The sequence below is a fragment of the Lentzea rhizosphaerae genome, from assembly GCF_042649515.1.
Lineage (GTDB): Bacteria > Actinomycetota > Actinomycetes > Mycobacteriales > Pseudonocardiaceae > Lentzea > Lentzea aerocolonigenes.
On sequence record NZ_JBHRZI010000057.1, the window covers coordinates 528979 to 547645 of the forward strand.

At 68.5% G+C, this 18667-nt stretch carries 8 protein-coding genes; 1 reads left to right on the plus strand and 7 read right to left on the minus strand.

Annotation, left to right across the window (positions count from 1 at the left end):
• The first annotated feature begins 59 nt into the window (after window positions 1-59).
• Window positions 60-1127: a histidinol-phosphate transaminase gene (gene hisC / locus ACFOWZ_RS47175; RefSeq protein ID WP_382381101.1), complete on the plus strand. Its 1068-nt coding sequence runs from the start codon at window positions 60-62 to the stop codon at window positions 1125-1127.
• On the opposite strand, the gene ACFOWZ_RS47180 is transcribed toward hisC, so the two are convergent.
• The 7 genes from ACFOWZ_RS47180 to ACFOWZ_RS47210 form a co-directional block, all read right to left on the minus strand.
• The gene (locus ACFOWZ_RS47180; RefSeq protein ID WP_382381103.1) at window positions 1117-1866 is read right to left on the minus strand and encodes a sulfite exporter TauE/SafE family protein; all 750 of its coding nucleotides are present in this window, start codon (window positions 1864-1866) and stop codon (window positions 1117-1119) included. The genes hisC and ACFOWZ_RS47180 overlap by 11 nt on opposite strands.
• Window positions 1867-2360: 494 nt before the next feature.
• The gene (locus ACFOWZ_RS47185; protein ID WP_382381105.1) at window positions 2361-5528 is read right to left on the minus strand and encodes an SdrD B-like domain-containing protein; all 3168 of its coding nucleotides are present in this window, start codon (window positions 5526-5528) and stop codon (window positions 2361-2363) included.
• 33 nt (window positions 5529-5561) lie between these two features.
• A complete protein-coding gene (locus ACFOWZ_RS47190) occupies window positions 5562-8132 on the minus strand; it encodes an SdrD B-like domain-containing protein (RefSeq protein ID WP_382381107.1) in 2571 nt (856 codons plus the stop codon).
• A 19-nt stretch (window positions 8133-8151) separates the two neighbouring features.
• Complete coding sequence (locus ACFOWZ_RS47195; RefSeq protein WP_382381109.1) at window positions 8152-10755, minus strand: SdrD B-like domain-containing protein; 2604 nt, start codon at window positions 10753-10755, stop codon at window positions 8152-8154.
• Complete coding sequence (locus ACFOWZ_RS47200; protein WP_382381111.1) at window positions 10715-13330, minus strand: SdrD B-like domain-containing protein; 2616 nt, start codon at window positions 13328-13330, stop codon at window positions 10715-10717. Before ACFOWZ_RS47200 ends, ACFOWZ_RS47195 begins: the two co-directional genes overlap by 41 nt.
• Window positions 13331-13362: 32 nt before the next feature.
• Complete coding sequence (locus ACFOWZ_RS47205; protein ID WP_382381113.1) at window positions 13363-15876, minus strand: SdrD B-like domain-containing protein; 2514 nt, start codon at window positions 15874-15876, stop codon at window positions 13363-13365.
• 125 nt (window positions 15877-16001) lie between these two features.
• Entirely contained in the window at window positions 16002-18665 is a 2664-nt protein-coding gene (locus tag ACFOWZ_RS47210; RefSeq protein ID WP_382381115.1) for an SdrD B-like domain-containing protein, read from the minus strand.
• Between the last annotated feature and the right edge of the window lie 2 nt (window positions 18666-18667).

Consider the following 18667-nt stretch of genomic DNA (forward strand, 5'->3'; position numbering starts at 1 on the left):
GACGGGGTGAACTGAAGTCAACGTGACCAATCGGACGGAGCAATGCGAGGATCCCGGGTATGACCGTGCGAACCCGTGCTGACCTGGCGTCCTTGCCCGCCTACGTGCCCGGCAAGTCCATTCCCGGCGCCATCAAGCTCGCGAGCAACGAGGTGTCCGCCGGGCCGCTGCCCAGCGTCGTCAAGGCGATCGCCGAAGCAGCCACCGGTATCAACAGGTACCCCGACTCAGGCTGCGTCGAACTCACCGGCAGGCTCGCCGAGAAGCTGGGCGTTCCCGCCGACCACCTGGCGCTCGGCTGCGGATCGGTGACCCTGTGCCAGCAGCTCGTCCAGGCGACCTGCGCCGAGAACGACGAGGTGCTGTTCGCGTGGAGGTCGTTCGAGGCCTACCCGATCGTCGTGCACGTCGCGGGCGCCAAGCAGGTCCGCGTGCCGCTGACGTCGGAGCACGTGCACGACCTGGACGCGATGGCCGCGGCGATCACGCCCAAGACCCGCATGGTGTTCGTGTGCAACCCGAACAACCCGACGGGCACCGCACTGCGCACCGAGGAGATCGAGGCGTTCATCGCCCGCGTGCCGTCCGACGTGCTCGTGGTGATCGACGAGGCCTACAAGGAGTTCGTCGACGACGCGCACATCCCGGACGGCGTCGAGCTCGCGAAGCAGCAGTGGGCCGCCGGTCGTGACAACGTCGCGGTGCTGCGCACGTTCTCGAAGGCGTACGGCCTCGCGGGCCTGCGGATCGGCTACGCGGTCGCCCAGCCGCACGTCGCCGAGGCGCTGCGCAAGGTCTACGTGCCGTTCTCGGTGAACGCCCTCGCCCAGGTCGCGGCCATGGCTTCGCTGGACGCCGAGGACGAGCTGATGGTCCGCTGCCGCGCGATCGTGGCCGAGCGGGGTCGCGTCCGCGGTGAGCTGCTCGCGATGGGCTACGACGTCCCGCCGACCCAGGCGAACTTCGTGTGGCTGCCGCTGGGCGAGCGCACCGCGGCGTTCAACGAACACTGCTTGGCGCACAAGGTGGTCGTGCGCGCGTTCGTGGGCGAGGGGGTCCGTGTGACGATCGGCGAGCCGGACGAGAACGACGCATTCCTCGCGGCGGCGCGCGCGTTCACTTCGTGAGCAGCTGAACGATGGCCGCGACTCCCACCACCACGATGACGCCGCGCAACACGGCGGGTGGGAGTTTGCGGCCGATCTTGGCGCCGATCTGACCGCCGACGACGGACCCGACGGCCAGCAGCAGCACGGCCAGCCACGCCACGTCGGCGATGAAGATGAACATGACGCCCGCGACCAGGTTCACGAACGCGGTCAGCAGGTTCTTCAACGCGTTCATCCGCTGCAGGTGCTCGTTGACGAGCACACCCATGATCCCCATGACGAGCACGCCCTGCGCGGCCCCGAAGTAGCCGCCGTAGATGCCCGCGAGGAACACGCCGATCCAGAGCAGCACGCCGCCGTCGTTGTGGCCGCGCCGGTGCGCGAGCTTGCGGTTGAGCCACGGCTGCATGACCACGAGGACCAGTGCGATCACGATCAGCACGGGCACGATCGCGGTGAAGGCCTTGGCGGGCAACGTCACCAGCAGGACCGCGCCGATGACGCCGCCGATGATCGACGCCGGCAACAGCTTGGCGATGCGGGACTTCTGCCCCTTGAGCTCCTCGCGGTACCCCCACGCGCCGGACAGCGAGCCGGGCACGAGGCCGAGACTGTTCGACACGTTCGCGACCACGGGCGGATAACCGACGGCGAGCAGCACGGGGAACGTCACGAGCGTGCCGCTGCCGACGACGGTGTTGATGCCGCCTGCGAACACACCCGCGATGACCACCGCGATTGCTTCCCAGACCGTCATGTCACCCCCAGGTACCCAATGGTTAGCGACGCTAACACTCCACTCGGGACCGTGAAGTGTGGTGCTCATGACAGCAGGGGTCAGGGCCCCGGCAAAGTCGTGTCGTTGCTGGTAGGCCCTAACCAGGGCCTGTATCGAAGCCAAGCAGCTCCGGCATACCGGACATATTTTTTGGCGCGAAAAGCACGTTCGGGCCATCTATCGGCCCGAACGTGCTTTTCGCGCAAACGACCGATGATCTTGAGTCGGTGGTATTTGCAAACGCCACGAGTCAAGGTCCGACACGGTCACCCGACTTTGCCGGGGCCCTGCACCACAGGTCGATGAAGGTTCCCTTCATCCACAGCGCTCGGGGTGTGGGCGCGCCCGCATCGGACGGGCTGGGACTTTGCCGGGGCCCTGACAGCAGGGGTGGTCACGTCGACACGCTCTTCGTCGACGTGACCACCCCTCGTCCCAGATCACTTGCTCTCTGGGGCACTGTCGATCTTCAGTCAGACGGTCTGACGACGCCTGCCGAGCACGCTCGCGCCGAAGCCGAACGCCACGAGCAGCGCGCCGACGAGGCCGAGGCCCAGCACGGACGCGCCGGTCTTGGCCAGGGCGTCACCCGAACCACCTGCTCCACCACCGCCCGCCGACACGGGCGGCGTGGTGTGGCCGCCGTCTCCGGGCGCGGGCTTCGGAACGGGAACGACCGGGAAGCCGCTGTTCGACTCGCGATCGGCGAAGACCTGCACGTGGCCGCCCCACTCGCCCTCGAACTTCCACGGCCCGTCGACCCTGGCCCAGAAGTCACCGGCGGGCACCTTGGCGAAGTGCACGTTGCCCTTGTCGTCCGAGACGGTCTCGGCGACGTCGATGCCCTGCTCTCGGTCGTGCAGCACGATCCGGGTGTTGCCGAGGGCCTCGCCGGGATCGACCATCCAGTTGCCGTTGCGGTCGTAGTACAGCTCGCCCTTCAGCGAACCGAACCCACCGGGGACGCGAGCGGTGTCGGACGCCTCGGCGGCGTCGGTGTTCCACCCGGCGTACGGAGCGAAGCCGCAGGACGCGACGACGCTGCCATAGGTGAGGGCGGCCTCCGGCACACGCTCGATGGCGATGAACGTCTTGGTCTCACCGGCACCGACCGTCACACCCTTGCCGGGCGGGAGCAGCTCGCCCCACCCGCCGGGGGCGCCACCGCTGGGCGTGCCACCGAGCTGGTTCTCGTTGCCGACGCGGTTGCACCAGGCGGTGATGCCGCTGAGGGCCCGATCACCGCGGTTGGTCAGGGTGATCGTGATCTTGGCGGCCTCGCCGGGCTCGTAGACGTCCTGGTCGAGCTCCAGCTTCGCGCTGAGCGACTCGGTGTACGGCCGCTCACCCCGGCCGATCAGGTGAACCGGGGCGCCCGGCTGCACCCGGATCTTCGTTTCGGTGCTGTCGTAGTGCACGACCCAGCCGTCGGCGAAGGTGTAGTTGACGTAGTAGTCACCCGACGGCAGGTCGTTGAACGAGTAGCGGCCCTCGGCGTCCGTCGTGGTCTTGACGTAGCCGTACGGCGCGCCGCCGTTGGCCTCCACCACCACACCCGCGGCGGCCTCGCCCGCGTCCTGCTGCCCGTTGCGGTTCTTGTCGGTGTAGGCGACACCGGTGATCGCACCCTTGGTCTGCACGATCTCGGCGTCACCGTGGTAGGTGCTGTAGGTGGGGTTCGACCGGCCGAGGAAGTCGACGGCTCCGAAGACGGTCAACCTGCCGTTGTTGAAGTCGCGGATCGTGCCGGAACCCTCGAAGGTGCGGGACTCGCCCGCAGGGATCTGGACACCAGGTCCGGACGGCGCGAAGTCGCCCCACTGCGCGTCGGGGATGTTCAGCGCGTACGGCGAGCTGTACATCCGGACCTTCTCGGCGGTACGCGGACCGATGTTGGTCACGGTCAACGACATGCGCACGGTCTCGTGCGACTCGTAGCGCGTCTTGTCGAACTTCACCGTGGCGCGGATGTCGGCGGGACCCGGTCCGGGCTTCAAGCCGACGAAGATGTTCGTGCCCCAGCCGACGACCGGCACCTCGTCGGCACCAGGGCCGTACCGGAAGTCCCACGGACCGAGGATGACGGCGCGGTAGGTGCCCACCGGCACGTCGACGATCGTCAGCGTGCCCGTGGAGTCGCTCACGCCCTCGGCGACCTGGGCGCCCGTGTCCGGGTGGACCAGGACGATCTTCAGCCCCGCGACCTCCTCGCCGGCGTCACGGATGTGGTTCTCGTTCTTGTCGTCCGCGAGCGACATCGTGACGTTGCCCTTGCCACCGGTCACCGCAGCCTTGGCGCTGGCGTTCGGACCGTCGGTGTTCCAGCCGGGGTTGGGCTGGAAGTCGCAGGCGAGCCAGACGACGCCCGCCTTGGCGGCACCTTCCGGAATGGCCTCGGTGATCGTGAACGACTTCGTCTCGCCGGGCGCGAGGTCGACGCCCTTGTCGAAGATCGCGTTCCACTCCGGGCCGTAGCCGAGGTGGTTGCTGTCACCGATCCTGTTGCAGCCGGCCTGGATGCCGGTGAGCGCGTACTGGCTGATGTTGCTGAGCGTCAGCGAGATCCGCGCGTTCCCGGGGTAGGCGTAGGTGCTCTTGTTGAGCGACGCCTTCGCCGTCAGCAGTTCCGAGTACGGCCGCTCGGCGCGGCCGACCAGCTCGGCCGTCTGGTTCGGGGCGACCGTGAAGGACTCCTGGCCGGCAGGAATGTGAACGACCCAGCCGCCGGGCAGCTCGTAGTACGGGTTGTAGTACGTGCCGGTCGGGATCCCGGTGAAGCTGAACCGGCCGTTCGCGTCCGTCGTCGTGCGGTGCTCCGCGGTGGGGCTGCCACCGTAGATGCTGACCTTCGCGCCCTCGATCGGCTCGCCCGCGTCCGGCTTGCCGTTGCGGTTCACGTCGGCGTAGACGAGGCCGCCCGCGTTGCCGACGGTCTGCGTGACGGTCGCGTTGAGGTGGAAGTGGTTGTCGTTCTGGTTGACGTCGCCCACCTCCGCCAGCACGTAGCCGCTGACGTCGAGCTTGTCGCCGTTGAGGGTCGCGATGGAGCCGGCGACCTCGATGGTGCGGGTCTCACCGGGTGCGAGGGTCGTTCCGGGGTACACGAAGTCGCCCCACGACTCGTACGGCACCTGAATGCCCCATGCGCTCGCACGGACGCGCTCGGCGGCGAACGAGCTCTGGTTGGTGACCGTGATCTTCAGCCGCACCGGCTCGTGCGACTGGTAGTGCGTCTTGTCGATCGACGCCGTGACCTTGAGGTTCGGCAGTTCGGCCGCGGGCTTCTGCGGCTCGTTCTTCTGCTCCCCGGGAGTCGGCTGCGACGGTGCCTTGGGCGTCTCGGCGGACGTGGTGGGAGCAGGCGGCTGCGTGGACGGCTCGCTGCTCGGCGTCGACGAGGGCGGCGCGGGGTCGCTGGACGACGGCGGCGCGGGCTCGGTCGTCGACGTCGGCGGGAGCGTCGGGTCCGTTGTGGACGGAGGAGCGCTCGGCTCGCTCGTCGGGGTCGGCTCGACGGTCGACGTCGGGGTTTCCGGTTCCAGTGCGAGGGCTCCGGTGGTGGCGCCGCCGAACGCGAGCAGCGCGGCGGTGGCCATCGCGGTGAATCTGAGCAGGCCTCGCCTGACGGGTCTGTCTGACATCTCTCCCCCAGTTGCAGGTGTTTTTGTGGTTGATCAGGTGGTCTTGCGGCGGCCGGCGGCGCGGGCGCCCAGGCCCAGCGCGATCAGCAGCACGGCGAGCACGCCGAGGCCGAGCACGCTGGCGCCGGTCTTGGCGAGCGCGCCCCCGGTGGAGCGGCCACCGGTCGAGCTGCCAACGGTCTGTTCATCCCGGTGGGCGTCGCCGACGTCCTCCGGCAGTGCCGGAGCCGGGCCTGGCACCACGAAGAACGCGGTTCGCTGCAGTTGATCGGCGATGATCAGGTGGTGGCCGCCCCACTCGCCCTCGGACTTCCACGGGCCGTCGACCACCGACCAGTAGTCGCCCGCCGGAACCCCGTCGAAGCGCACGTTCCCCTCGGCGTCCGAGAACGTCTCGGCCACGATGCCGCCGTACTCGCGGTCGGTCATCAGGAAGACCCTGGTGTTGCCGATGGCCTCGCCGGGGTCCACGACGGAGTTCTTGTTGCGGTCGTACGCGAGCGGACCGGCCAGCGAGCCCGTCCCGCCGGGCACGCTCGCCCAGTCGTAGGCGCTCACGACGTCGAGGTTCCACGCGGCCCACGGCGCGAAGTCGCACGCCGCGACCACCCGGTTCTGCCAGCGCGCGGCCGCGGGCACCTTCTCCTTGACGATGATCGTCTTCGTCTCACCGGCTGCGAGCGTCACGCCCTTGTCGCGCAGATCGCCCCAGCCCTCCGTCATCGGCACGCTGCCGAGCTGGCCGTAGCCCGCCCTGTCACACGCCGCGTGGATGTGCCCGACCTCGTAGGCGGCCCGGTTCGACAGGGTGACGGTGATCGTGGCTTCCTCGCCGATCGAGTAGACCGACTTGTCGAGCACCAACGTGGCCTTGAGCGCCTCGGTGTACGGGCGCTCCGCACGTGCGGTGAGCTGCACGGGAGTGCCGGGCAGAACCCGGATCTCCTGGTCGCCCTCGCTGTGGACGACCCATCCGCCGGCCGGCGTGTAGCCGACCCAGTAGTTGCCCGACGGGACGTTCTTGAACGAGTAGCGCCCGTTGGCGTCCGTCGTGGTCTTGAAGTAGCTGTACGGCACGCCGCCGTTCGCCTCGACCAGGACGTCCGCCGCCTCTTCGCCCGGATCCTGCTGCCTGTTGTGGTTGCGGTCGATGTAGACGACACCACCGAGATCGCCGTTGGTCTGCACGACCTCGGCCTCGGCGCTGAAGACCGGGTTGCCGAACTCCGGCACACCGATGTGGTCCACCGAGCCCCAGACCCGCAGCTTGCCGCCGGTGAAGCCGCGGATCTTGCCCGTGACGCTGAACGTCCGGGACTCGCCCGCCGGAATGCGCACGCCAGGGCCGTCCCGCCGGACGTCACCCCACGGGCTGGGGTAGCCGAGGTCGAGGTCGTAGAACCCGTCCATCAACCGGAAGCGCTCGGCGGTCTTGCCGCCGTTGTTCGTGATGGTCACGTCGGCGCGCACCACCTCGTGGGACTCGTAGCGCGGCTTGTCGAGCTTGATCACGCCGCTCAGCGACGGTGGTGCCGCGCGCTTCAGGAACTTGGTGACGGCGCCGGCCTGCTCGGTGACGGTCACCAGCTGCTGACTCTCGTCGGTGAACTCCCACGAGCCCCCGAGAACCGCCCGGTACTGACCGGCCTTCAACCCGGTGAAGTCGGCCTTGCCGTCCGCGCCGCTCGTGCGTTCGGCGACCTGGGCACCGGTCCTGAGGTCGAGCAGCAGAACCTTCGCGCCGCTCACGGCTTCCCCGGCGTCGATGCGCTGGTCGGCGTTCTTGTCCTCGCCGAGCACCATCGAGTAGCCGATGCCGCCGACCACCTTCGCCTCGGCGCGCACGGTCGGACCGTCGGTGTTCCAGTTGACGTTCGGGGCGAAGTCGCAGTTGAGCGTGACGACGCCGGAGGTGAGGGCGGCCTGCGGAACCTTCTCGACGACGGTGAACGTGCGCTGCTGCCCCGGTTCGAGGGACAGGCCCATCTGCAGGTACCACTCCTGGCTCACGCCGAGCGCGTGCTCGACGCGCCCGCGGTTGCACTCCGAGTTGATGTTGGCGATTCTGCGGCTGGTCCTGTTGGTGAGGGTCGTCGTGATCTTCACGGAGCCCGGGTACTCGTAACTGGTGCGATCGAGCGACGCGGTGACGTCGAACTGCTCCGAGTAGGGACGTTCCGCCCGCGCCACGATCTCGGTCGTCACGTTCGCGGTGACGGTGATCATGTCGCCGGTGTTCTTGGCGCGGTGCACGACCCAGCCGTCCTGCAGTTCGTAGGCCAGGTTGTAGGTACCGGGGGCGATGCCGGCGAAGCCGAACCTGCCGTTCGCGTCGCTGGTCGTCTCGTGCTTGGGGCTGCCGAAGAGAGTGATCTTGCCGCCGGAGATCGCCTCGCCGGGGTCCTGCTGCTCGTTGCCGTTCTTGTCGGCGTAGAGGACGCCGGTCACGTTGTTCTGCGCCTGCTGCTGAGCCGGCTCACTGGTGGGCACCGGCTCGGGCGTGTCCACCGGTGCCGAGGTTTCGGTGGGCGCCGACGGTGTGCTCGTCGGGTCGACCTGCGCGAAAGCCGCAGTGCTGAACACGAGCGCGGCAGCGGTCGTCAAGGCACCGATTCTGAACGATCTACCTGGCAACGGATCCTCCACGTCTGAGTGCCGCACCCGCCGCGACGAGCAGCACGCCGAGGAACACGAGGCCGAGCACGCTGGCGCCGGTCCTGGCGAGCGCGACCTTCGTGCCGCCGCCGGCAGGGACGTTCGAGCTGAGGTCGATGGCCGGCCGGGGGCTGCGCGTCAGGTCCGGCACCACCTGGAAGAAGTAGGGGTGGTGGAGGTTGTTGTCCATGACCAGGACGTGGTCGCGTTCGCCCTCGAACTTCCAGGGTCCGTCGATCCACGCCCAGTACTCGCCCGGCGGGATGTTGTCGAACTGCACGTTCCCCTTGGCGTCGGACACCGCCTCGGCGACGGGAAAGCCGTTCTCGCGGTCGGTCATCAGCACGATCCGGGTGTTGGGGATGCCCTCGCCCTCGTTGAACCAGTTGCTGCCGTTGAGGTCCTGGGCGATCCAGCCCTTCAGCGTCTGGAGCCCGCCCTTGATGGCCGCCCAGTCGTAGGCGTGCGCGCCGTCCTTGTTGTGATCGGGATTCGGCGCGAAGTCGCAGTTCACGAACACCCTGCGCGACGAGCGCGCGGAGATGGGAATCGTCTCCTTGACGACGTAGGTCTTCGTTTCGCCGGCCGCGAGCGTCAGGCCGTTGGCTGCCGGACGCAGATCGCCCCAGTTCGACGGCGGGCCGTAGTAACCGGTGCCCCCGAGGTGGTCGCCGTGGCCCAACTCGTTGCACCTGGCCTTGACGCCGCTGATCGGGCGGTCGTCCGTGTTCGTGAGCGTGATGGTGATCTGGGCTTCTTCGTTCATCGCATAGGTGGCCTTGTCGAGCACAGCCGTCGCCTTGAGCCGCTCGCGGTACGGCCGCTCCGCCCGTGCCACGACCTGGGTGACGGTGTTCGGCTCGACCTTGGTCTTCCGCACCTCCCCCTCGAGGTGCACGACCCAGCCGTCCGGCAGCGTGTAGCCGATCCAGTAGCCGCCGGTCGGAAGGTCCTTGAACCTGAAACGGCCGTTGGGGTCCGTCGTGGTCTTGAAGGTGCCGTACGGCGCGCCGCCCTTCACCTCGACTGCGGCACCCCCGGCGGCCTCACCGGCGTCCTGCCGCCCGTCGCGGTTCCTGTCGATGTAGACAACGCCGGTGATGTCGCCCGTGGACATCACGACCTCGACGACGCCGCGGATGTCGTCGAAACCCCAGTGCCAGCCGTCGCTGGCGTGAAACTTGGCGCTTCCCGAGAAGCCCAGCAGGCCGTTGCCGAAGTACCTGATCGTGCCCGCGACCGTGAACGTGCGGGACTCACCGGGGGCCAGCCTGAAGCCAGGACCGTTCGGCCTGAAGTCGCCCCACTGCTCAGCCGGGATGTCCAGGCTGTCGGGATCCCGCAGCAGCTGGACCTGCTCGGCCACCTCACCGCCGACGTTCGTGACGGTCAGTTCCAGACGAACCGTCTCGTGCGACTGGTAGCGCGGCTTGTCGAACTTCACCGTGCCGACGACCTTCGCGGGACCTGAGGGCACCAGGAAGCCGTAGCGGAAGCCACCCTGTTCGGTGATGCTCACCAGCTCCGTGCCGGGGTCGCGGAACTTCCACGGCCCCTGCGGCTCGATCCGGTAGTCGCCGCTCGGCACGTCGGTGAACTCGACCTTGCCGGGCCGTCCGGGGTCGGGACTCGCGTCGAACCTCTCGATCTTCTCGCCGGTCCGCGCGTTGACCAGGGTGTACCTGTCGAAGGCGATGTCCTCGTCGGCGTCGATGTGGCGGTCGGCGTTCTTGTCCTGGCCGAACACCATCGTGAATCCGCTGGAGGCACCGGTGACGGCCGCATCGGCGTGCACGGACGGACCGTCGGTGTTGAGGGCGGCGTTGGGCGCGAAGTCGCAGTCGAGCTCGACGGTGCCGGTTCCTCGGGCGGCGAGCGGGATCTGCTCGTAGATCGTGTACTTGACCGTCTCACCGGCCTGGAGCGTCAAGTTCTTCACCACGTTCCAGCCGCGACCAAGGGAGTGTGCGGAGCCGTCGCGGCCGCAGGCGGCCTGGATGCCGTAGATCGCGCGGTCGGTGGTGTTGGTGAGGCTCAGCGCGATCGTCGCGGTCGACGGCTGCTGGTACGAGGGCCGGTCGAGCGTCGCGGTGGCCTTGAGCTGCTCCGAGTACGGCCGCTCCGCCCGTGCGACGACCTGCGCCGTCTGGTTCGCGACGACCGTGATCACGTCGGCCTCGGTCCTGTGCACGACCCAGCCGTCGGCGAGCCGGTAGGACGGGCGGTAGGTGCCGGGGGCGAGGTCGGCGAAGCCGAACCTGCCGTTCGCGTCACTGGTCGCCTTGCGCTCGGCGACGGTGATCTCGCCGCCGGAGATCGCCTCGCCGGGGTCCTGCTGACCGTTGCGGTTCTTGTCGGCGTACAGGACGCCGGTCACGCCGGTCTGCTGCGGAGCCGGCGCCTGCTCCGAGGTCGACGGCGGCGGCGTGCTCGTCGGGTCGTCCTGTGCGAAAGCCGCGGCCGAGGTCGTGGCGAACACGAGCGCGGCGGCGGTCGTCACGACGCCGAACCGGCGCGCAGCACTGAACGGTCTACCCGGCAACGGATCCCCCAAAGACCCCACGATGATCATGTCTGCCGACGTCAGAGCCCCCGCACGCGTCCGCAAGACGCCCGGAAAGTACCCCAACGCGCTCCGTTTCCGAAAGCGCCGAGTGGCGGGGCCAACGCCTCAGTGCCGTGCCCGCAGTGAGAAGCAGCACACCGAGGACGGCGAGTCCGAGAACGCCGGCACCAGTCCTGGCGAGCGCCACCTTCGTGCCACCGTTGCTCGCGCCACCGGTGGCGGGCTGGTCACCGGCACCTGGCTGTGCGGGATCAGGACCAGGCACCATCCAGAAAACGGGCCACGCGACGTCGTCCGAAATCCAGACAGCGCTCGCGTTCTGGTTCCTGAACTTCCACGGTCCGTCGACCTCAGCCCAGTAGGAACCGGCCGGAACCCCGGTGAAGCGCGCCCATCCCCAGACGTCGGTGGTGGCCTCGGCGACCAGGAAGCCGTTCTCGCGATGAGACATCAACCTGACGCGGACGTTCCCGATGGCGTCGCCGGGGTCGATCACGTAGTCCTCGTCCTTGTCGTACGCGACCAGGACGTTGGCGCTGCCCGGTCTGCCACCGGGAACGTTGGCCCAGTCGTAGGCGGACGCGAAGTCCCTGCCGAACTCGGCCTGCGGTGCGAACTCGCAGAGCAGCTCCACCCGGTTGCGCTTACGTGCCTCGTACGGCACCACCTCGGTGACGACGAGCGTCACCGTCTCGCCGGGGCCGACCGTCACGCCCTTAGTGGACGGACGCAGGTCGCCCCAGCTGTCGGCCAGGAAGTGGCGGCCGCCGAGGTTGTTGGTCTGACGGTCGCGGTTGCACAGGGCGTGGACGCCGTTGATCACGTAGCCGCCCCTGTTCGTCAGCCTGACGGTGATCTTGACTTCGTCACCGACCGCGTAGGACGTCCTGTCGAACTGGACCGTCGCCTTGAGCACCTCGGCGTACGGACGCTGCGCACCCGCGACGAGCTGAGCAGGCCGCCCGGGCTCCACCCGGATCTTCTGGACGACGTCGCCCGGGACGTGGACGATCCACCCGCCGGCCAGCGTGTAGCCGACCGAGTAGCCACCGGCCGGGAGACCGTTGAACGAATAACGGCCATCAGCGTCCGTGGTGGCCTTGTGGTAGCCGTACGGCGCGCCGCCGTTGGCCTCCACCACAGCGCCCGCTGCGGCCTCGCCGGGGTCGGGTTGCCCGTTGTTGTTCTTGTCGAGGTAGACGAGACCGGTCAGCGCGCCTTCGGTCTGCACGATCTCGACCTCGGCGCGGAAGGGCTTCCGGGGCGTGTGCGGCTGGTCGCTGTACCCGTAGGACCCCGAAACGATCACCTTGCCGTTCCGGTAGTCGCGGATCTTGCCCGCGACGGTGAAGGTGCGGGTCTCACCAGGGGCGAGTGTCGTGAAGCGACGCCAGTGGTGCTCCCACTGCTCCCCCGGGATGTCCATGTCCGGGGAGTCGCCCTGCACCCAGACGCCGGTGGACTCCCCGCCCACGTTCGTGAGGGTCAGGTCCCACTGCACCGTCTCGTGCGACTCGAAGCGCGGCTTGCTGAACGTGACCGTGGCGCGGACGTCCGCCGGTGGCACGGGCTTCAGGAACCTGACGCTGGATCCGCCGTGGTCGGCGACGCGAACGAGCTGCGGCCCGTCGCTCGCGAACGACCAGGGCGCGCGAACCTCAGCTCGGTAGTCGGTCTTCTCCAGACCGATGAACTCGATCTTGCCGTCTGGGCCGCTCGTGCCCTCGATCACCGAGGCGGGGTTCGTCGTGTCGTGGAGGAGGACCTTCGCACCGCTGATGGCCTCGTCCGCGTCGATGAGGGAGTTCGCGTTGCGGTCCTCGCCGAGGATCATCGTGTGCTTGCCGCGGCCTTCGATCACCGGTGCGTCCTCGTGCAGGACCGGGCCGTCGGTGTTCCAGCCGGCGTTCGGGGCGAAGTCGCAGTCGAGCGTGACCTTGCCCGTCGTGCGCGCGGACTCCGGGACGTCGTCGACGATCGTGAGTGTGCGCCTCCCACCGGCCGCGAGTGTGATGCCCTCCCCGCTCAGCACGTCCCACCTCGGGCCGCGTCCGAGCGCGCCGGGGGCGTTCTTGCGGTCACAACGCGCCTGGATGCCGCTGATCGGGCGGTCGGTGGTGTTGATCAGGATCAGCGTGGTGGTCACCGACGTCGGGTAGAAGTAGGTGTTGTCGTGGAAGAACCCGAACACCCTGAGCTGCTCCGAGTACGGGCGCTCAGCACGTGCAACCAGCTCGGTCGTCGTGTTCTCGGTGACCGTGACCACGTCACCTTCCGGCTTGGCGTGGTGCACGACCCAGCCGCCGGCCAGCGCGTACGACGGCTTGTAGGTGCCGGGAGCGAGACCGGCGAACGCGAACTTGCCGTCCGCGTCGCTGGTCGTCTTGTGCACGGCGCTGTCCGGACCGACGAGGGTGACCTCTCCGCCAGAGATCGCCTCGCCGGAGTCCTGCTCGCCGTTGCGGTCCTTGTCGGCGTACAGGACGCCAATCACGCCGGTCCGCGGTGGCTCTGCCGGGTCGTCCTGGGCGAACGCGACCCCGGAAGTCGTGGCGAACAGGAGTGCGGCAGCGGTCGCCACAGCACCGAACCTGAACACACGTCGAGAGTTCTTCATGACTGCCTCGACGCCGGCCAGCGCCTCAGTGCGGCGCCCGCCGCGACGAGCAGCGCACCGAGGAACGCGAGTCCGAGAACGCTCGCACCGGTCCTGGCCAACGCGACCTTCGTGCCACCGGTGCTCGTGCCACCACCGGCGGGCTGCACGCCGTCACCTGGCTGGACGGCACCGGGATCGGGCTCCACGCCGATGTAGTACAGCCCGCTGCCCCCGGCGCGAACGCCCACAGTTCGGTACTGCTCCACGATCTTCCACGGCCCGTCGACCGTCGCCCAGTACATGCCTGCCGGGACGTCGGTGAAGCGCACCCATCCCCAGACGTCGCCGACCGCCTCAGCGACCAGGAAGCCGTGTTCGCGGTCGGACATCAGCCGCACGCGGGCGTGGGGGACGACGTCGCCCGGATCCATCACGTGGTCGCCGTCCTTGTCGTGCGCGACCAGGGCCATGACATCGCCGTTCCCGCCACCGGGCACGTTGGCCCAGTCGTAGGCCGGCGCGAAGTCCCTGTTGAACTCTGCCCGAGGCGCGATCTCGCACAGCAGCTCGACCCGGTTGGCCACTCGCGCGGCTTCGGGCACCCGCTCGGTGACGACGAGCGTCACCGTCTCACCGGGGTTGACCGTCACGCCCTTGGCGTGCCAGCGCAGGTCGCCCCAGCTCTCGGAGGGGTTCACGCGGTCGCCGAGGTGGTTGTCGCCCTGGTTGCGGTTGCAGAGCGCGTGGACGCCGTTGATCACGTAGCCGCCCCTGTTGGTCAGCTTGACGGTGATCTTGACTTCCTCGCCGACCGCGTAGGCCGTCTTGTCGAACTGCACCGTCGCCTTGAGCACCTCGGCGTACGGACGCTGCGCACCGGTGACGAGCTGAACGGACTTGCCCGCCTCGACCTGGACGTGCTGCACGACGTCGTCCGGGAAGTGCACGATCCACCCGCCGGCGAGCGTGAAGCCGATCGAGTAGGCGCCGGTCGGGAGCTCGTTGAAGGAGTAACGGCCCTCAGCGTCCGTAGTGGCCTTGTAGTAGTTGTAGGGCGCACCGCCGTTGGCCTCGACCACGGCGTCCGCTGCGGCCTCACCGGGATCGGGTCGGCCGTTGTGGTTCTTGTCGAGGTAAACGACGCCGCTCACCGAGCCCTTGCTCTGCTCGATGTCGACCTCGCCGTAGAACTGCTTGTGGACAGGCGGGTTCTGCTCGTCGAAGTAGTCGATCGATCCCGAGACGGTGACCTTGCCGTTCCGGTAGTTGCGGATCTTGCCCGAGAAGCTGATGGTGCGTGACTCACCGGCGGGAACGGACACACCGGTGAGCTGCTCGTCCGGGATCTGCAGGTCCGGGAAGTAGCCGGAGGGCCTGACCCACGTGTCCATCCCGCCGACGTTCGTGAGGACCAGGTCCCACTGCACCGTCTCGTGGGACTTGAAGCTCGGCTTGGCGAACTTCACCTCGGCGCGGATGTCCGCGGGCTTCACGTACTTCACGACCCTGTGGCTGGTTCCGCCCTGGTCGGCGGCGCGCACGTGCTGCACCTCACCGGCGAACATCCACGGTCCGCGGGTCTGCGCCCGGTAGTTGGTCTTCTCCAGGCCGGTGAACTCGACCTTGCCGTCCGGACCGCTCGTGCCCTCGACGCTCCCGAAGTGGTTGTTCCAGTCGTACAGAACGACCTTCACACCGCTGACGGCCTCGTCGGCGTCGATGCGCGAGTCACCGTTGCGGTCCTCGCCGACCACCATGGTGTGGTTGCCGTTGCCCGGGATCACCTGGGCGTCGGCGTGCAGGACCGGGCCGTCGGTGTTCCAGCCGGCGTTCGGGGCGAAGTCGCAGTCGAGGGTGACCTTCCCGGCCGCGCGGGCGGCTTCCGGGATCTCCTCGACGATCGTGAACGAGCGCCACTCGCCCGCCGCGAGCGTGACGCCGGCACCGCTGAGCACGTCCCAGCCTCGGCCGTGGCCGAGCGCGCCGGGGGCGTTCTTGCGGTCACAACGCGCCTGGATGCCGCTGATCGCGCGGTCGGTGGTGTTCCTGAGCGTGACCGAGGTCGTCACCGAGGACGGGTGCCGGTAGAGGTAGTGGTCGAAAGCCGCCCAGGTGACCTTGAGCTGCTCCGAGTACGGGCGCTCAGCACGCACGACGACGTCTGTGGTCGCGTGCTCGGCGACCGTGATCAGGTCACCGTCCGCCTTGGCGTGGTGCACGACCCAGCCGCCGGCCAGCGCGTACGACGGCTTGTAGGTGCCGGGAGCGAGACCGGCGAACGCGAACTTGCCGTCCGCGTCGCTGGTCGTCTTGTGCACGGCGCTGTCCGGACCGACGAGGGTGACCTCTCCGCCAGAGATCGCCTCGCCGGAGTCCTGCTCGCCGTTGCGGTCCTTGTCGGCGTAGAGAACACCGGTCACACCGCCCTGCTGCGGGTCGTCCTGCGCGAAAGCCGCGGCGGACGTGATGCCCAACGCGAGCACCGCGACGGCCGTCAGAACCCCGAACCGCAGCGCGGCACGATTCATCGACGTTCCGGACAACGAATCCCCCAAGAGCCCCAGAAAGACGGGCGAAAAGTACCTCAGCAGATCATGTTCACGGAAGCGTCATCAGGTCACGAAATGTTCACACGAGAAGAAGAGTCCGCGATTCAAGATTTTTTCGAATCGAGGGCAACCGAAGCTTCCGGTAAAGCGTGAGCAGAGCGGGCACCAGTGCGTCCGTGGCGGCTCATCGCCACGCCCGCCGCGACGAGGAGCACGCCGAGGAAAGCGAGCCCGAGCACACTGGCGCCGGTTTTGGCGAGCGCGACCCTCATTCCGCCGCTCGTGCCACCGGTCGCGACCTGCTCGCCATCCGCGGTGCCCGGCGGCGCGGGAGCTTGGCCTGGAACCACGCCGAACCAACCCTGGATCTTGGCGTCGGCTCCCACGCGGACGTAGGCGTTGTTCGGGTCCTCGAACTTCCACGGACCGTCGATCCACGCCCAGTACTCACCCGGCGGAACCTGATCCAAATACGCACGTCCGTTGGCGTCGGTAACCGCGTCCGCGACCACGGCGCCGTATTCGCGGTCGGTCATCAGCGCGATCCGGGTGTTGGGCACGGCCTCGCCGGGGTCCACCCTCAGGTTCTTGTTGACGTCGTGCGCGAGCAGGACGTCAACCGCACCGAACCGACCGGGAACGCTGGCCCAGTCGTAGCCGGACGGACCGTCGGTGTTGTGCACCGGGTTCGGCGCGAAGTCGCACGCAACGGCCACCGCCCGCGATTCCAGCGCCTTGGCCGGCACCTTTTCGGTGGCGACGATCGTCCGCGTCTCACCGGAGGCGAGTGTCACGCCCTCGGTGCCCGGACGCAGGTCGCCCCAGCCCTCCGGCATGGGGGTGAAGCCCATGCGGCCGCCGAGCTGGTTCAGCTCCGCGTTCCGGTTGCACCCGGCCTGAACGCCGCGGATCTCGCGGTCGCTGGTGTTCGTCAACGTGACGGTGATCTTGGCGATGTCCCCTGCCTGGTAGGTGGACTTGTCGAGCACCACCGTCGCCTTGAGGGACTCGCGGAAGGGCCGCTCCGCACGTGCGACGAGCTCGACGGGCTTGCCCGGCTCCACCCGGAACCGGGGTTTGTCACCGTCGAGGTGCACGGCCCAGCCGTCGGCCAGCGTGTAGTTGATCGAGTAGTAGCCGGACGGGATGCCCTTGTAGTGGAATCGACCGTTGTCGTCCGTCGAGCCCCCGTAGCCCCTGAGTGGCGTACCGCCACCGAGCTCCAGCTCGGCGCGGACGGCGCCCTCGCCCGGATCCATCTGCCCGTTGCGGTTCTTGTCGGTGTAGACGACACCGATGATGTCACCGGTGGTCTGGACGATCTCGACCTCGTTCAGGGAGGTGAAGTAGCCCGAAGTGCCGGCGTGGTAGATCTCCGCGATGACGGTCAGCTTGTCGTCCCAGAGCTGGCGGATCTTGCCGGAGACGCTGACCGTGCGGGACTCACCCGCGGGAATCCGCACGCCAGGACCGTCCCGCCGCAGATCGCCGAACTGCTCGCCGGACACCTCCAGCGCGCTGAACGGGGCGACCTGGACGTGCTCGGCGGGCTGGCCGCCGACGTTCGTGATCGTCAGCTCGACGCTGATGGTCTCGTGCACCTCGTAGCGGGGCTTGCCGAACTTCAGCGAAGCCTTCAGCTCGGCGGGAACTGCTCGCTTGAGGATCCGGTGGCCGGAGCCCGCGGGCTGAGTGATCTGCACCCGGCTGGTGTCCTGGAACGCCCACGAGCCGCGGACCACCGCGTCGTAGTCACCGACCGGGAGATCAACGAACTCGATCTTGCCGTCCGCGCCGCTCGTGCGCATGGCGATCTGCTTGCCGGTCTGCGGCTGCAGCAGCACGACCTCCGCGCCCTGCACCGCTTCGTCCGCGTCGATGCGCGAGTTGGCGTTCCGGTCCTCGCCGACGACCATCGTGTAACCGCCGTTGTCGCTGGTCACGACCGCCTCGTCGTGCAGGGTCGGCCCGTCCTTGTTGAAGCCGTAGTTCGGCACGAACTGGCAGTCCAGCGTGACCCTCCCCTCCCTGCGCGACCTCTCCGGGAGCTGCGCGACGGCCGTGAACGTGCGCTGCTCACCGGGCTCGAGCGCGACGCCGGACCCCCACAGTCCAGGCCATCGCTGGGGGCCGAGCCCGATCCCGCTGAAGTTGGTGTTGCACGCGCCCTCGATGCCGCTGATCCGGCGATCCGAGATGTTGGTGATGGTCACCGTGGTCGTCGCGGACGACGGGTAGTGGTAGCTCTCGCGGTCGAGCGATCCGGTCACCGAGAGCCGCTCGCGGTACGGCCGTTCGGCGCGTGCCGTCACCCTGGTCGTGTTGTCGGCGGTGACCTCGATCACGTAGTCGCGGCTGCTGTCGTGGTGCACGACCCAGCCGTCGGCCAGTTCGTACAGCGGCTGGTAGACGCCGGGTTCGAGGTCGCGGAAGACGAACTCGCCGTTCGCGTTCGTGGTCGTCTTGGGACTGTTCGCCACGCGGACGGTGAAAGCCGTCACCACGACACCGGAGAGCGCCTCACCGGCGTCCTGCACCGTGTTGGCGTTCCTGTCGGCGTAGAGAACGCCCGTCAGGCTGTCCTTCGTGGACAGGACCTGAGGCTGCGCGGGCGGCGGCGCCGGCTCGGAGGACGGCGGGGTGGAGGACGTCGTGACGACCGGCGGTGTCGTGGTCGTCGGCTCGTCCTGCGCCAACGCGGGCGTCGTGCCGAACGCGAGCAACGCGACGGTCGTCAGAACCGCGAACCTGACCGCTCTACCAGACAAGG

Bases quoted from the DNA above. Each gene is read 5' to 3' on its own strand.
- ACFOWZ_RS47195 (WP_382381109.1), bottom strand. From the start codon at position 10,755: ATGATCATCGTGGGGTCTTTGGGGGATCCGTTGCCGGGTAGACCGTTC.
- ACFOWZ_RS47205 (WP_382381113.1), bottom strand. From the start codon at position 15,876: ATGAATCGTGCCGCGCTGCGGTTCGGGGTTCTGACGGCCGTCGCGGTG.
- ACFOWZ_RS47180 (WP_382381103.1), bottom strand. From the start codon at position 1,866: ATGACGGTCTGGGAAGCAATCGCGGTGGTCATCGCGGGTGTGTTCGCA.
- ACFOWZ_RS47185 (WP_382381105.1), bottom strand. From the start codon at position 5,528: ATGTCAGACAGACCCGTCAGGCGAGGCCTGCTCAGATTCACCGCGATG.
- hisC (WP_382381101.1), top strand. From the start codon at position 60: ATGACCGTGCGAACCCGTGCTGACCTGGCGTCCTTGCCCGCCTACGTG.